Source organism: Nocardia salmonicida NBRC 13393 (genome assembly GCF_001613085.1).
Classification (GTDB): Bacteria; Actinomycetota; Actinomycetes; order Mycobacteriales; family Mycobacteriaceae; genus Nocardia; species Nocardia salmonicida.
The window spans coordinates 47,657-62,795 of the sequence record NZ_BDBR01000047.1 but is presented as its reverse complement, the minus strand read 5'-3'; the positions used below and the strand labels follow the sequence as shown (position 1 = coordinate 62,795).

Below are 15,139 nucleotides of genomic sequence, written 5' to 3'. Positions count from 1 at the left end.
CCGGCTCAGCCGGGCAGCCGGACCGGCATCAACAGGTAGATGTACTGGCTCTCCAGCGCCGCGAACGCGCCCGACTCGAGCACCTTGGGCTCCTCGTCGGAGGCGGGCAGCAGCACGGCGGGACGGCTGGGGGTGGTGAACCCGAAGGTGACCCGGTCGGTATGCAGCGCAGCGAGGCCCTCGGTCAGGTAGCCGGGGTTGAACGCGATGGTGAGCGGTTCGCCACGGAAATCCGCCTCCAGCCATTCCTCGGCCCGGCCCGCGTCGTCCCCACCCGCTGACAACAGCACGCCGTCTGTGGAGAACTCGAGCCGCACCTGGGCACCGCGCTCGGCCACCAGGGCGACGCGTTTGATCGCCTCCGACAGCACGGCGACGGGCAGGGTGGCGATGGAGGTGTGCTCCTTGGGGAGCAACTGGCGGAACTTGGGGAATTCCGCGTCGAGTAGCCGGGTGGTGGTGCGCCTGCCGCCGTTGACGATGCCGAGCAGGCCGTCGGCGCCGCCACCGCTGCCCAGCGACAGCTGCACGGGCGCCTCGGCGGCACCGAGGGTCTTGGCGGCCTCGGAGAGCGTGCGCGCGGGGATGAGCACCGCGGTCTCGATATCGGAGCGGGTCGGCTGCCACTGCAGGTGGCGCACGGCGAGGCGGAAGCGGTCGGTGGCGGCGAGCACCACGTCGTTGCCCTCGATCTCGACCCGGATGCCGGTGAGCATCGGCAGGGTGTCGTCACGGCCGGCGGCGACAGCGACCTGGCCGACTGCCTCGGCGAACACGTCGACGGTGAGTTCACCGGTCTGCTGCGGTACCTCGGGCAGCTGGGGATAGTCCTCGACCGGCATGGTCGGCAGGGAGAACTTCGCGCTGCCACAGGCGATGAGCACGCGGGTGCCGTCGACCGAGACATCGACCGGCTTGTTCGACAGCGACTTGGTGATGTCGGCGAGCAGGCGACCCGAGACCAGCACCTGACCGGGACCGGCGACCTCGGCCGCGACGCGCATCTGCGCGGAGACCTCGTAGTCGAACCCGGAGACCGTCAGGCCGTTCTCGTCGGCCACCAGCAGCACACCGCCCAGAACAGGCACCGGAGGCCGGGACGGGAGACTGCGCGCCACCCAGGCCACCGATTCGGCGAAGTCCTCTCGGGCGACCCGAAACTTCATGCTCGCAAGCTCCATCGCCCGATTTGTCCTCTCCGAGTTTCGAATCCGTGTGCGGGGGTGTGTCAGCGGAGTTGAACTGCTGTGTCGGCCGCGCATTGAGTCTCGCACAACCAACCGACAACCAAACGGTACCCGTGCAGTGCGCGAACTCCGCATCGACCCTCCCGGTCGATTCCTGTTCGTCGAACTACCCCTGTTCCTCCTTGCCTGCTTGTGAGTGGACAAGCGACGAAGCCGAGCCTCCCCAACCGAGTTTCCACACACCCTGTTTTAAAAGAGTTCTCTCTAGAAGGAGAACCGAAGTAGTAGTAGGCACTGTGGAATCTGTGGATTTCGACCGAATCCGCAGGTCAGAGCGCTTGGTGGCATGGGGATGGCCTTGGGGTGACTCGAGGATGAATCGGCGGTGGCTGTGGAGGGGCGGAGTTGTCCCCATTCCATCCTCGAGTTGTCCTCGAGTTGTTCCACCGGATTCACCCAGTTGTTCACACGTCGGGCCAGCCTGGTGGCAACGGTGGGGATTCCTCGAGGACTCCACAGGGACTCCTCGAGGAATCCACAGGCCGGATTCGGTGACATCGCAGGTCACCGCTAGTGCACAGGTGTTAGTGGAGCGTCTTGTGGATGATGTGGACAACTGCCTGTGCATGAACGCTGCACACCCGCGCCCAACACCCTGTGCACCGACCGGTGCACAAAGGTGTGGATTCCTCGAGGAGTCCACAGGAATTCCTCGAGGAATCCACAGGGCAAAAAAGAACACCGCCCCAGGTCAGGGCGGTGTTCGAGGTTGGGGATGAAATCAGCGGGAGCGCTGTTTAATTCGGGCTGTGAGTTCTTGGACCTGGTCGTAGACGCGACGGCGCTCGGTCATCTCCTTGCGCACCTTTTTCTCCGCGTACATCACCGTGGTGTGGTCGCGACCGAACGCCTGCCCGATCTTGGGCAGCGACAGATCGGTGAGTTCACGGCACAGGTACATCGCGATCTGACGGGCCTGCGCCAGCGGACGCGCCTTGCCGGGCCCGGTGAGCTCCTCGAGCGTGGTGTTGAAGTACTCGGCGGTGACGGCCATGATCGTCGCCGCGTTGATCTCCAGGGCCGCGGTGTCGGGCATCAGGTCGCGCAGCACCACCTCGGCCAGCGAGAGGTCGAGCGGCTGGCCGTTGAGCGAGGCGAAGGCCGTGACCCGGATCAGCGCGCCCTCGAGCTCGCGGATATTGCGCTCCACCCGGCTGGCGATCAGTTCGAGCACGTCGTGCGGCACATCGAGCCGGTCCATCCGCGCCTTCTTGCGCAGGATCGCGATGCGAGTCTCCAGCTCAGGGGGCTGCACGTCGGTGATCAGGCCCCACTCGAAGCGGGTCCGCAGCCGTTCCTCCAGGGTGGCCAGCTGCTTGGGCGGGCGATCCGAGGACACCACGATCTGCTTGTTCGCGTTGTGCAGGGTGTTGAAGGTGTGGAAGAACTCCTCCTGGATGCCTTCCTTGCCCTCGATGAACTGGATGTCGTCTACCAGCAGGATGTCGGTCTCGCGGTAGCGCCGCTTGAACGCGACCTTGCGGTCGTCGCGCAGGCTGTTGATGAAGTCGTTGGTGAATTCCTCGGTGGAGACGTACTTCACCCGCATGCCGGGGAACAGTCGCTGCGCGTAGTGACCCGCCGCGTGCAGCAGGTGGGTTTTGCCCAATCCCGAAGCGCCCCAGACGAACAGCGGGTTGTAGGCGCGTGCGGGCGCCTCCGCGATGGCGACCGCCGCGGCGTGCGCGAACCGGTTGGACGCGCCGATGACGAAGGTCTCGAACGTGTATTTGGCATTGAGACTGGCCGACGAGGACGACTGCGGCGGCGCCTCGGGCGACTTGTTGAAGTAGGTCGGCCAGTTGTTGCGGTTGCTGACCACCGGTTCGTCGTCGACCGGCTGAGCGCCGGGTTGGCCGGGGAACGGCTTGTCCTGGCCGTCGGCGTTCGACTCCTCGGCGCGGGCCGGTGCGGGCTCTTCGGACGGCCTGCGGTTGGGTGCGCGCTGCGCGGACGGCTCGGGAGTGAACAGCGACTCCTGCCCGGAGTGGTCGCGGCGCGGCGCGGCCGGCTGCTCACGGCGTGCGGGCGGTGCGGTCTCGGGAACACGCTGGTCCGGACGCGCACCGCGGAACTCACCGCGGCCGCCGAACTCGCCACCGGGGTAGTCGGGTGCCGGATACGCAACGGTCGGCTCGAAATCGCTGCCGGGGAACTCGTTGCGTTCACCCTGGTACTCGGGTTGCTGGGTGTATTCGGAGGGTGGCTGCTTGTACTCCGGCTGCTGGCCGTACTCCGAGGGCGCCTGCTGATATTCGGACTGCTGGCCGTATTCCGACGGAGCCTGTTTGTACTCCGTCGGCTGGCTGAATTCCGCGGGTGCCTGCTGGTACTCGGGCTGTTGCTGCTGGTAGTCCGGTTCGATCGGGTACTCGCGGTGCCCGGCGTAGTCGTTGCGCTCGCCGTACTCGCCGGCCTGTCCGGGGTACTCACGGCCGCCGTAGCTGTTCGGGTACTCGCCATTGGCCGGATAGTCGGGCGACGACTGATAGTCGTTGCCGTACTCGCCGCCCTGGACGGGGTACTCGCCCGCGCCGTAGCGCGGCCTGCCGTACTCACCACGGGCGGCATAGTCGGGAACACTGAAATCGGGGCCGGGATATCCGGCGGGCGGACGGACCTGCTCGCGCGGACGCTCCGGCCTGCTCGTCATCCTGGCGTGCCGAGGCGAACTACCGGCCCGCTCCCCCGCGGCCGGGCTCGGCGCGGCGATGCGCACGCCGAGTCCTTCCACTTGGGGACCCAATCGGCGGGCGAGCGAGCGCAGGATCGGCTCGCGCAGATCACGCTCGATCGCCTCCTGTGCCAGCGACGACGGAACCGACAGCAACGCGAAACCCTGCGCGACGGTGAGCGGCTTCACCAGCTTCAACCAGGCCTGCTGTGCGCGACTCACCGCGGGGATGGCGCCGTCGGCCGAGCCGGTGGTGAGTTCGGCAACCACCTCCGGCCACACTGTGGCCAGCACGTTCTGCTCGTCGTCCATACAGCGTCCTCCCCGGACCGGTTTGTTGGGGCCCACGGCCTTCGCGCACGCCGGAAAGCACCCGTGAACAGGTGTATTCCAGTGATCCTGCGTACAACCGAAGCCGGTTCGAACGCTGTGGTCCGGTGATTCCGGACTGCGGCGCGGGCACCGACGGCCCTACGAATATGCCACTGCGGCCGTCTGTCCACATAATTATCCACAGATGTGGACAAACCTGGGGATAAAGGAATTCTGCCAGCGTGTGGCAGTGAATGGGGCTGGACCTGCGGTTCTTCAGCAATCCCCCGGCTACAGAGGTTAGCTGGCCGCGCCACGCAACGCCAGGGGTGTGGAAGAACTCACGAAAAGTGGCCGGATGCGTCACTGTAGCCCGGGCGTGTCGTGCCTGGTCGGGCCGATCCCCTGGTCCATTCGGGAGTCCGGTAGCCTTGACCCGTGCCGGTGACAGGTACGTGGGGGCCGAGTTTGACCCGTTCCTTCGGGGTAAGTACCCTCGTACAGTCACCCCTTGGCGCGGTTGGCGGCTGTCTGCTGCACATCGATCGCCAAGGCAATCTGTGCGTAGACCGCGGTCCGCAGCGCAGACAAATCATTTGTACAGACTTCGGGCGCCGAATGGTGCCCACCTACTACAGGAGTGTTGACCGTGGCCAAGGGCAAGCGGACGTTCCAGCCGAACAACCGTCGTCGGGCGCGCGTCCACGGCTTCCGTCTCCGGATGCGGACCCGTGCGGGCCGCGCCATCGTTGCGGCGCGTCGCCGTAAGGGCCGTACCGAACTGACTGCCTGATCGCGCGTAGTCGGACGCTCGGGTGTTGCCTGAGCCGTATCGGTTGCACCACCGTGCCGAATTCTCCCGCACGGTGCGCCGCGGTCAGCGAATCGGGAGGCGAGATCTCGTCGTACACGCGCTAACGCACGGGTACGACGATGTCGCCGACGGCGATTCCCTGGTCCACGTAGGCGGTCCTCGGTTCGGGCTGATTGTCAGCAAGGCGGTGGGTAACGCGGTGGTTCGCCACCGGGTGGCCCGCCGCCTGCGTCATATGTGCGCCCAGGTGGTCGACGAAATACCGGTCGGCACCGACGTTGTGATCCGGGCCCTGCCCGGCGCCGCTACCGCTGATTCCGCCGAGTTGCTGCGCCAGCTGCGCACCGGCCTGCGCAAGCTCGGCTTGCGCGGGGAACCGGAGCTCGCGCTCGGTCGCACCTCGGCCGGTGAACGGCGATGAGGACCCTCACCCGCCTGCCCGCGAAAGCCCTGATCGCCCTGATCGAGCTCTACCGGACCTATGTCTCCCCCACCCGGATGCCGATCTGCCGGTTCACCCCCACCTGCAGTGAGTACGCGGTGACTGCCTTGCGTACCCGCGGGTTGCTCGTCGGATCGGCGCTCACGGTCGTGCGGCTCGCGAAATGCGCGCCCTGGCACCCTGGAGGGTGGGATCCCGTGCCTGAGCGCGGGTCGAAAGCCTGCACACAGTCATCGCCCGCGCTGATCGGCGATACGAACGACGGGAGTACCTAGAGCCGTGCTCGACATCATCTATTGGCCGGTATCCGCAATTCTGTGGTTCTGGCACAAGGCCTTCGGCTTTGTGTTCGGGCCTGACAGCGGTCTCACTTGGGCACTGGCGATCGTGTTCCTCGTGTTCACGCTGCGCCTGGTGCTGTACAAGCCGTTCGTCAAGCAGGTACGCACAACCAAACAGATGCAAGAGCTGCAGCCCCAGATCAAGGAGCTGCAGAAGAAGTACAAGAACGACCGCGAGACCATGGCGAAGGAGATGCAGAAGCTCCAGAAGGAGCACGGCTTCAACCCGCTCATGGGCTGCCTGCCGGTCCTGGTGCAGGTGCCGGTCTTCCTCGGTCTGTTCCACGTGCTGCGCTCGTTCAACCGGACTGGTACCGGCTGGGGCCAGGTCGGGATGTCGAACTACGACAACGCGCACACCGCGAACTACATCTTCAGCGCGACGGATGTTCAGTCCTTCCTGACCGCCCGCATTTTCGGTGCGCCGATCGCGGCGTTCATCACCGCGCCTCCCGAGCAGCTCGAAGCCTTCGCGGACTGGGGCGGCACCCCGACGAAGTTGAACATCGCGCTCGTCGCCGTTCCGCTGATGATCATCGCCGGTCTGGCGACCCACTTCAACGCCCGTGCCTCGGTCCAGCGGCAGACGCCAGAAGCCGCCGCCAACCCGCAGGCCGCCATCATGAACAAGCTGTCGCTGTGGGTCTTCCCGCTCGGCGTGATGGTCGGTGGCCCCTTCCTGATGATCGGCATCCTGCTCTACTGGGTGGCCAACAACATCTGGACTTACGGACAGCAGCACCTGGTGTTCGGCCGGATGGAAAAGGAAGACGAAGAGCGCAAGCAGAAGAAGCTGGAGCTGCGGGCGCAGAACGCACCCAAGCCCGGTGTCAAGCCTGTCGACGTCCGCAAGAAGCAGGACGCCCCGGTCGACGACGAGTCGTCGACGAACGGCACCGCGGCGACCAACGGCACCGCCCCCAAACAGTCGGCCAAGCAGAGCGGCGGCAAGCGCAGGCCCGGCGGGCAGCAGCGGCCGGGCAACCGTGGCCGTGCGAACCAGAAGCGTAAGCGCTGAGACGGCGATCGGATAGAGGGAATCCAATGACTGTTGAGACCGAGACCGACGGAGGGGACGCCACTGTGGCGACGACTGCTGTTGACGTCGTGAACGACGCCGAAGAAGCGTTGATCGAAGAGGGCGAGATCGCGGGCGACTACCTCGAGCAGCTACTCGACGTGCTCGACTTCGACGGCGATATCGACCTCGATGTCGAGGGCGACCGCGCCATCGTGAGCATCGACGGGGGCCGCGATCTGACCAAGCTCGTCGGGCGCAATGGTGAAGTGCTCGACGCGCTGCAGGAGCTGACCCGGCTCGCTGTGCAACAGGCGACCGGCGTGCGTAGCCGGCTGATGCTAGATGTCGCCGGTTGGCGTGCGCAGCGCCGGGCCGATCTGAGTGAGATCGGCATCGCTGCCGCGAAGCGGGTGCTCGAGTCGGGAGCGCCCGAGGCGTTGTCCGCGATGACCCCGTTCGAGCGCAAGATCGTGCACGACGCTGTCGCCGATATCGAGGGTGTGGCGAGCGAGAGCGAAGGCGTCGAGCCGAATCGTCACGTGGTGGTAGTGCCCGAGTAGGCTGACTTCCGCCGCAACCACGAACGATGTGATTAGGCCTCCGGTCTCGGACCGGGGGCTTTTTCATTTGCCCTCAACGGAGAAGGATGTTTCACGTGGAACGAGATTTGGGTGCGTCGTCCGACGAGCAGGAACCGCCCGCCGCCGCAGCCCGAGTGTTCGGCGACCGCTTGGACACCGCCCGCCGGTACTACGCAGCCCTGGCGACGGCCGGCGTGGAACGCGGTCTCATCGGTCCCCGTGAGGTTCCCCGGCTGTGGGAGCGCCACATCCTCAACTGTGCCGTCATCGGCGAGCTGATCGATGAGGGTGCTTCGGTTGTCGATATCGGCAGCGGCGCCGGGCTTCCCGGCATCCCTCTCGCGATCGCCCGTCCCGACCTTCGCATCACCCTCGTGGAACCGTTGCTGCGTCGGACCATCTTCCTGAGCGAGTTCATCGAAGAAGCAGGGTTGGATGTCACGGTGGTTCGCGGTCGTGCGGAGCAGTCCGGCGTGATCAAGGAAGCGGGCGGAGCGGATGTTGTTACTTCGCGCGCGGTGGCTCCGCTCGCCAAACTTGCTCACTGGTCGCTCCCCCTTCTCCGTGACCACGGACGCATGCTTGCTCTCAAAGGAACCAGCGCCGCCGAAGAACTCGAGCGCGATGGTGCTGAGTTGATTCGCGACGGTGCTACTGATCTCCGTGTTGTCGGGTGCGGTGCCGGCATCGTGGAAATCCCTACGCTTGTCATCAGTGCCGAGCTACTCCCCCGTGCCGAGCGTCCGACTCGTCGTAGTGAACGGAAGGCTGCCGGGGCGGAGAAGAAGGCTCGGAAGCGTCGCGAAAGCTGATCGGGTTGAAATTTCTTTCGCCTTGCGGGTTTGTGCGTTTCGTAACGTGACGAATTGTGGCGAGGGTCGTTGCATGGGGCTCGGGCGGGGCTATTTTCGGTAGTTGCGGAGGGGTGGCGTGTTCGTGGAGCGGAAGTGTTTCACGTGGAACGCGACGGCCCTTTCCTCGCTTCGTTGCTGACCGAATTTCGCGATAGTCGTGCAGTCCGCTAGGAGGATCGTCCGCATGGCGGATTCGCTCGCTCGCCTTGTTCGCATCGAGATGCTCTTGATAGCTGAGTGAGTCGACGGCTCTGTCGGACGTGAGTGAGCTGAGCGGCATTGTCTCGGAAGCGCTGTGTGGTGGGTTGGGTCGTGCCCTGCGGGATCGGATCTTCGGCTCGCTGGAGGGGTGATCGCCGGGTGGGGTCTGTCGGGTGGGGTGAGGTTCGGCGGAATCGAGGGTGGGAATGTGGTCGTTTGTCGTGTGGAAGTTCCGGGGATGGAAGTCGCCGTGGGTGAGTGTGTTCCAGGCGCACGAGGCTGACGAACGCTTCGCAGGCATGGAGCCCGACCTGTTCTCCAGGCACTCCCTGCCGCCGGCTTCGCTCGCCCGTTGTCAGTGCTTAGAGGGCCAGCCCAAGTGCGGCGCGGCAGTTCGCGCTTTCAGTTCGGTATTGGGCGTTGGTGTTCCGATGGGAAGTTGCGCGGCTTCGGTTCTTCTTGCCGGCAGTAGGGTTCGCTCGTTGAGTGCGGCGATGAGGGTCGAGTGGAGTTCGGTGTGGGAGGAAGTCTGATGGTTGTCTGGGCGTATCCGGTCCGGGTCTGAGGTGGGTTCGGAAGCTTGGAGGTCGGATGTCAGCTGGGGATGTGAGCTGACGCCTTCGCTGAAACTGCGTGCGGCATATGGATCTGCGCGCGGTAGGTGTTCGGGGGTGGGTGTGGGTGAGCGGTGAATGTGGGAGCGAGATCGCGGCACTGGCTCCGCGGGGTGGCAGTTCGGTGCCCCCGCGGAGCACTGCGCCCGGGCGAGTGGGTGACTGTCTGCGGTAGCCGATGTTCGTTCGAAGGCCGGTGTTGATGGGGTGGTGGGTGGGTTGATGCTGAGGGGTGTTCTCGGCTGGACTCGGGGGTGGCTTGGTGGTGGGGAGTGCGGGGGTGGGGTGGGTGGGATTGGATGTTCGGTAGTCCCGGGCGGTTTGACGCTGTGTTTGTTGGCGCGCTGGCGCGCGCGTGTCCGCGGCCCTGAGGGGCCGCCGGTTAGCGCTCGAGACTCGCGCCTGCGGCGCATGCGCTTCGAGCGCTAACCGGCGACCCGGCCGCGGACCGGCCACTGCGTGGCCGCCGCTCCCTAGGGGTCGCTGGTGCGGGGTTGGGAGTGCGGTCATGGCGGATCCGGGGAGCGCCGCGTGGCTGGGAGTGCGGGAGGGTGTCGGACTTTGGTGTTGACCGGTGGGACGCTGGGAGTGCGGGCGGGCTTGGGCTTTTGGCCGGCGTGGCTGGGAGCGCGGGAGGGTGTGGACTTATGGCGGCATGCGGGAGGGTTTGGACTTGGGGCGCGGTGCGGCTGGGAGTGCGGGCGCGTGGTGGTCTTCGGTAGGTACGGCGTGGCGCTGGAAGAGCGGCGCGCGTGTGGTTGGGCGTGTGGGAGGGATTGGTTCGGGAGGAGCCGGGGAAGCAGTTGGTTACCGGGGAAGCGGATCGGATCCAGTGCTAACTGGGCGGGCTAACTCTGCTGCGGGGCGAACGCGGTGATGCATCGAACCCTCCGGGCCGACCCCTTGTTCCGCACGCCCAGTTGGTTGGGAGGTAGTCGGGTGCGGACTTCGTGAGGTGTAGGCCGGTGCGTGGGGCCGGTGCGTGTAGGTGAAGTTGCGCGTGATCCCGGACTCGCGGGCCGGGCCGGGCCGGGGTAGGCCGGGGCGGGGCACGGCGGGACGGGGCACGGCGGGACCGGGCACGGCGGGACGGGGACGGGGACGGGTTGGAGTGGGAGCTGTTTGGACGAGCTCGCCTAGGTGCTGTGACGCTCAACGGTCGTCGGATTGTGGTGCCCCACTCCCCCGTTGTTTCCCGTGAAACATCGATCGCGGGATTAAATCCGTGAGTGTTGGGTGTGTCCTTGTCGGCGTGCCGCGATTCAGCTTTCCTAACTGTCTTGGGGCTGGCAAGCTGTCAGAGTCGGGCGGGAGTGAGCCACCCTCCTCGAGTCTTCGAGTTCTCCACCGACACAGTTTGTTTGTGACGACACGGCGCCGACGTTCGTCGGGGATACGTGATCTGAAGTTTCTCGGGTTAGGAGCAATCTATGTCGAGCGGTCCGGCGAATGTTTCACGGGAAACAGCGTCGCGGGTCCCGGGGATGCTGGATTCCAGCAGCTTCGACGCGGAGACGTTCGGGAATACTCCTTTCGGGCACATCTCCCCGGCCGAGACCCCGATCGCGGCGGAAGCGCAACGCGCCAGCCAGATTCTGCATCCAGGAAAGGTCAATGTGCCGAAACCTCGCGAGCAACGGATCATCACTATCGCCAACCAGAAGGGCGGCGTCGGTAAGACGACTACGACGGTCAATCTCGCTGCGGCGCTAGCGCACCAGGGAATGACGGTCCTTGTGGTCGATCTGGATCCGCAGGGCAACGCGAGTACGGCGCTGGGCGTCGCGCACAACTCGGGTGTGCCGTCCAGCTACGAGCTGTTGATCGGCGAGGTGACGGTCAAGGACGCGATCCAGGTGAGCCCGCACAGCGAACGCCTGCTGTGTGTTCCGGCCACGATCGACCTGGCCGGCGCCGAGATCGAATTGGTCTCGATGGTCGCCAGGGAAGGTCGGTTGAAGACCGCGATCCGCGAGGCGGGCATGGTCGGCTTCGGCATCGATTACGTGCTGATCGACTGCCCGCCCTCGCTGGGCCTGCTCACGGTGAACGCGCTCGTGGCAGCCAAGGAGGTGCTGATCCCGATCCAGTGCGAGTACTACGCGCTCGAAGGCGTGGGTCAGCTGCTGCGCAATATCGGTTTGGTCCAGGCGCACCTCAACCCGGAACTGCACGTGTCGACCGTCCTGCTGACGATGTACGACGGCCGCACCAAGCTGGCGGACCAGGTGGCCGAGGAGGTGCGCAACCACTTCGGCGACGTGGTCCTGAAGTCGATGATCCCGCGCAGCGTGAAGGTCTCGGAGGCGCCGGGCTACGGAATGACCGTGCTGGATTACGATCCAGGCTCGCGCGGTGCGATGAGCTACATGGACGCGGGACGCGAGCTCGCCGCTCGTGCGCAGCTGAAGCAAGACGCGTCTTAAGCGTGAGTTGGAACGAGAAAGGGATCGGTAGCCGATGAGTCAGGCGAAAAAGGGCGGTCTCGGTCGCGGGTTGGCCGCATTGATCCCGACGGGTCCGGCCGTGGCGCCGGGCTTGAGTAGTGCCGCGGCGAGCGTGATCGGGATCAATCCGATCGGTCCGCAACCGGCCGAGGCATTCCTGCATCGTGTCCCGGACGCGGAGCCGGAGTCCGAGCCCGAGCCTGCATCCGATCTGGTCTCCCCCGGCGGCGCGGTGTATCGCGAGGTCCCCGCGGAGCTGATCGAGCCGAACCCGAAGCAGCCGCGTCAGGTCTTCGAGGAAGACGCACTCGCCGAGCTGGTGCACTCGATTCGCGAGTTCGGTCTCATGCAGCCGATCGTCGTGCGCCGCGTCGAACCGGGCGTCGACAAGTTCCAGTTGGTCATGGGCGAGCGCCGCTGGCGCGCGTGCCAAGAGGCCGGACTCGCCACGATCCCGGCGATCATCCGCGACACCGACGATGGCTCGATGCTGCGCGACGCACTCCTGGAGAACATCCACCGGGTGCAGCTGAACCCCCTCGAGGAGGCGGCGGCCTATCAGCAGCTGCTCGAGGAATTCGATGTCACCCACGAGGAATTGGCTTCGCGAATCGGTCGCTCGCGACCGGTGGTGACGAATATGATTCGTCTGCTGAAGCTGCCGATTCCCGTGCAGCGTCGGGTGGCCGCCGGGGTGCTCTCGGCTGGACACGCCAGGGCGCTGCTCGGCTTGGATGCCGGCGCGGACGCACAGGAAGTATTGGCGGCGCGGATCGTCGCCGAGGGTTTGTCGGTTCGGGCCACCGAGGAAGCGGTGACTCTCGCCAACCGCAATCCCACGGAGACCGCTCCCCCGGCGCCGAAGCGCAAGCCGATCCACATGCCGGGTCTACAAGAAGTGGCCGAGCGGCTGTCGGGTTCCTACGACACTCGGGTCACCGTGAGCCTGGGCAAACGTAAGGGCAAAATCGTTGTCGAGTTCGGGTCCGTCGAAGATCTCGAGCGCATCGTGGCGCTGATGGAGCAAGTCGGCCCCGAAACGTCACTGTGACTGAAAGAGGCGGCACGTACTGTGGATAGTGATGTGGCGTGAGCGTGGATGAATCCGACAGCTGGAGGCTGAACAAGGCGGTGCCGACCAGCGTCACGGCTTTGACTCTCGACGGGTTGGGTCAGCTCCCGGCGCACACCCGGCGGTGTGTGTTCTGGGAGCTCGATCCGGCCGTCGCCGAGGACTCGCACGCATTCAGCGATCCGGTCTTCGAGAAGGAAGCCTGGCTCTCGACGGTGATGCTCGAGTGGGGCTCGTGCGGGCAGGTGGCGCACGTGGAGAACAACCTCGCGGGCTGCGCGCTGTACTCCCCTCCGAGCGCCGTGCCGCGCTCCGCACTGTTCCCCACCTCCCCCGTAAGCCCGGACGCGGTCCTGCTGACCACGCTGCAGGCCGAATTCCCCTACGACGAGGCCGATGTAGCCCACCGCCTCGTTCAGGCCGTGGTGGCCGATCTGGTGCGTCGTGGCGTGCGAGCGCTCGAGGCGTTCGGCATTCGCAACGGCCCACCGTCCAGTTCGGTGGCCGATCGAGGCTTCGGATCGTCGATGCGGCTGATGGAACGGATCGCGGCGCCACTGCGTGACCCGTCGTCGGCGACGAGGTGCACCCCCGAAACCTGCATGATCGACGCGGACTTCCTCGCCGAGGTCGGTTTCGAAGTGGTGGCCCCGCATCATCGCTTCCCGCGCCTGCGGCTGGAGCTCGACTCCGACCACGGCTGGAAGGAAGACGTCGAGCGCGCGCTGGACCAACTCCTCGCCGCCGCGTCGATGGAACCACCGTCGCGCGTCGGCGCGCACTGACCCGAGACGAAACAATGGCCCCGCGGAAACCGCGGGGCCATTGTTGTCTGAAGAACTACACGCGCGGGGCCGCGTCTGCGGCAGCCAGCTCTTCGGCCAGTAGCTCGGCGAAGGTGTAGGTGCCGGTGGGCTGGTCGTCCTGGCCGAGCAGATAGAGCCGCTTCACCGAGATGAGAATCGCTTCGGCGATCACGTCGCGCATGCGCGGGTTGGTGAGTACCGAGGCGTCGTAGTCGTTGGTGAGGTAGCCGAGGTCGACCTGGACGGTCGGCATCTTGGTCAGGCGCAACAGGTCCCAGGTGCGCTGATGAGTCCGGCAGTCCTGCACCGAGGTTCGGGCCACCACTTCGCGCTGGATGAAGCCTGCCAGTACCTGACCGATCATCGACACCGAACCGTGCGAGTTGCCCCAGTAGAAACCGGCCACTCCCTTGGCGGACGGGTTGTCACTGGTCGCGCAGCGCAGCGAGATCATCAGATCGGCGTCGAAGGCGTTGGAGGTGTCGGCGCGTTCGACATCGGTGGGGTTGGCGCCCCACGGCCGGGACAGGAAGGTTTCCATGCCGGTCGCGGCCATCCGGCCCTCGAGTCGGGATGCCAGATCCCACAGGATCTCCGACTCGAAGACATCGCCGAATTCGGTGGGCACCGCGAAACCCTTGTCGGCGCCGCCGAATCCGGGATCGATGACGATGCGCTTGCCGGTGAGCTGCGGGCCCGCCCGATGCACCACTTCTTCCTCGGCGATGCGATGCGGGTTGCCGCCGGTGACGCGCGCGCCGAGCAGATCCAGCGAGCGCAAGGTGTCGGGTCCACAGATACCGTCGGCGGACAGGCCGATCTCGCGCTGGAACGCGCTGAGGCCATCGTGGGTGTGCGGGCCGAAGTGCCCGTCCACCCGGTATACGTAGAAGCCGAGGTCCTGCAGCTTGCGCTGCAGGGTGGCCACGTCGTCACCGTAGAGCGGCGCCGACAATTGGTAGATCAATGTGCGAGCACCCAGCCGGTAGGAGGCTTCCTTCAGCGCGCGGTAGGTGGCCGGACCGACCACCCCGTCGACGAGAAGACCGCGCTGCTGCTGGAACGCGCGGATCGCCGAATCGAGCGGCCGGTCGAACACCGCCTCGGTGTCCTTCCAATACTCCGGTCCGTCAGTGGATTCGACGTGTGGGAGATGCAGGAAGCCGAGGCTTGCGAGGGTGCTCCGAACCTCTGCGACGGCTGGTCCTGAATCGCCGTGACGAAGTCGGTGCATGCGTAAGAGCCCTTTCCTTCGGCCGGAGCGTCCGTCGATTGTCTCAGACCCGGGCCGCTTTGCGGGAATCCCGGGTCCAGGCATCCTACGGCGCGTCGGCCGGTAGGAGACGCTTTTATCGGATGCTCTGTGTTAGATGAGGCCGTCGAGCTCGCGCAGTAGTGCGGCCTTCCCTTTGGCGCCGACGATCTGCTTCACCGGCTTGCCACCCTGGAACAAGATCATCGTGGGCAGCGACAGGATCTGGTAGTCGCGGGCGATACCGGGGTTGGCCTCGGTATCGAGCTTGGCGATGGTCAGCTTGTCGGCGTGGGTGCCCGCGATCTCCTCGAGTACGGGGGCGACCATCTTGCACGGGCCGCACCAGTCGGCCCAGAAGTCGACGAGCACCGGCTTTTCGCTGAGCAGGACGTCATCGGCGAAGGACTGGTCGGTGACGGTGATGGTGTTGGCACTCTCGGCCATGGGTGTCTCCTCGA

General features: G+C 65.8%; 13 protein-coding genes. 9 read left to right on the top strand and 4 right to left on the bottom strand.

All coding sequences use genetic code 11. The features are described from left to right. Positions 1–5: 5 nt before the first annotated feature. Positions 6–1,181, bottom strand: coding sequence for a DNA polymerase III subunit beta (gene dnaN, locus NS1_RS32730; protein ID WP_056822597.1), 1,176 nt, complete (start codon positions 1,179–1,181; stop codon positions 6–8). A gap of 787 nt (positions 1,182–1,968) precedes the next feature. Further along, positions 1,969–4,233, bottom strand: a complete 2,265-nt coding sequence (dnaA, locus tag NS1_RS38685) for a chromosomal replication initiator protein DnaA (RefSeq protein ID WP_063816338.1) — start codon at positions 4,231–4,233, stop codon at positions 1,969–1,971. A 649-nt stretch (positions 4,234–4,882) separates the two neighbouring features. On the opposite strand from dnaA, the gene rpmH reads away from it, so the two are divergent. From rpmH to NS1_RS32675, 9 genes are all read left to right on the top strand, one after another. Next, complete coding sequence (gene rpmH, locus NS1_RS39550; RefSeq protein WP_082843828.1) at positions 4,883–5,026, top strand: 50S ribosomal protein L34; 144 nt, start codon at positions 4,883–4,885, stop codon at positions 5,024–5,026. A 22-nt stretch (positions 5,027–5,048) separates the two neighbouring features. Further along, complete coding sequence (rnpA, locus tag NS1_RS32715) at positions 5,049–5,468, top strand: ribonuclease P protein component (RefSeq protein WP_062990768.1); 420 nt, start codon at positions 5,049–5,051, stop codon at positions 5,466–5,468. Continuing rightward, entirely contained in the window at positions 5,465–5,764 is a 300-nt protein-coding gene (yidD, locus tag NS1_RS32710) for a membrane protein insertion efficiency factor YidD (RefSeq protein ID WP_056822602.1), read from the top strand. The genes rnpA and yidD overlap by 4 nt, the downstream gene beginning before the upstream one ends. A 4-nt stretch (positions 5,765–5,768) precedes the next feature. Further along, a complete protein-coding gene (yidC, locus tag NS1_RS32705; protein WP_062990766.1) occupies positions 5,769–6,848 on the top strand; it encodes a membrane protein insertase YidC in 1,080 nt (359 codons plus the stop codon). Between the two features lie 26 nt (positions 6,849–6,874). Next, entirely contained in the window at positions 6,875–7,411 is a 537-nt protein-coding gene (locus NS1_RS32700) for a Jag family protein (protein WP_062990764.1), read from the top strand. A gap of 86 nt (positions 7,412–7,497) precedes the next feature. Then, entirely contained in the window at positions 7,498–8,244 is a 747-nt protein-coding gene (rsmG, locus tag NS1_RS32695) for a 16S rRNA (guanine(527)-N(7))-methyltransferase RsmG (protein ID WP_062990762.1), read from the top strand. A 2,287-nt stretch (positions 8,245–10,531) separates the two neighbouring features. Then, positions 10,532–11,527 (top strand): ParA family protein, encoded by a 996-nt coding sequence (locus NS1_RS32685; RefSeq protein ID WP_062990758.1) that lies wholly within the window; start codon positions 10,532–10,534, stop codon positions 11,525–11,527. 34 nt (positions 11,528–11,561) lie between these two features. After that, positions 11,562–12,599 (top strand): ParB/RepB/Spo0J family partition protein, encoded by a 1,038-nt coding sequence (locus NS1_RS32680; RefSeq protein WP_062990756.1) that lies wholly within the window; start codon positions 11,562–11,564, stop codon positions 12,597–12,599. Between the two features lie 80 nt (positions 12,600–12,679). Next, the gene (locus NS1_RS32675; RefSeq protein WP_056822618.1) at positions 12,680–13,405 is read left to right on the top strand and encodes a hypothetical protein; all 726 of its coding nucleotides are present in this window, start codon (positions 12,680–12,682) and stop codon (positions 13,403–13,405) included. Between the two features lie 55 nt (positions 13,406–13,460). Here NS1_RS32675 and NS1_RS32670 read toward each other — a convergent pair whose 3' ends face one another. After that, complete coding sequence (locus NS1_RS32670; RefSeq protein ID WP_062990754.1) at positions 13,461–14,660, bottom strand: N-acetylmuramoyl-L-alanine amidase; 1,200 nt, start codon at positions 14,658–14,660, stop codon at positions 13,461–13,463. Positions 14,661–14,792: 132 nt separating this feature from the next. Then, the gene (gene trxA, locus NS1_RS32665; RefSeq protein ID WP_056822621.1) at positions 14,793–15,125 is read right to left on the bottom strand and encodes a thioredoxin; all 333 of its coding nucleotides are present in this window, start codon (positions 15,123–15,125) and stop codon (positions 14,793–14,795) included. Positions 15,126–15,139 lie beyond the last annotated feature (14 nt).

Coding starts and splice junctions, on each gene's coding strand:
- dnaN (WP_056822597.1), bottom strand. CDS start 1,181: ATGGAGCTTGCGAGCATGAAGTTTCGGGTCGCCCGAGAGGACTTCGCC.
- dnaA (WP_063816338.1), bottom strand. CDS start 4,233: ATGGACGACGAGCAGAACGTGCTGGCCACAGTGTGGCCGGAGGTGGTT.
- yidD (WP_056822602.1), top strand. CDS start 5,465: ATGAGGACCCTCACCCGCCTGCCCGCGAAAGCCCTGATCGCCCTGATC.
- NS1_RS32700 (WP_062990764.1), top strand. CDS start 6,875: ATGACTGTTGAGACCGAGACCGACGGAGGGGACGCCACTGTGGCGACG.
- rsmG (WP_062990762.1), top strand. CDS start 7,498: ATGTTTCACGTGGAACGAGATTTGGGTGCGTCGTCCGACGAGCAGGAA.
- NS1_RS32685 (WP_062990758.1), top strand. CDS start 10,532: ATGTCGAGCGGTCCGGCGAATGTTTCACGGGAAACAGCGTCGCGGGTC.
- NS1_RS32680 (WP_062990756.1), top strand. CDS start 11,562: ATGAGTCAGGCGAAAAAGGGCGGTCTCGGTCGCGGGTTGGCCGCATTG.
- NS1_RS32670 (WP_062990754.1), bottom strand. CDS start 14,660: ATGCACCGACTTCGTCACGGCGATTCAGGACCAGCCGTCGCAGAGGTT.
- trxA (WP_056822621.1), bottom strand. CDS start 15,125: ATGGCCGAGAGTGCCAACACCATCACCGTCACCGACCAGTCCTTCGCC.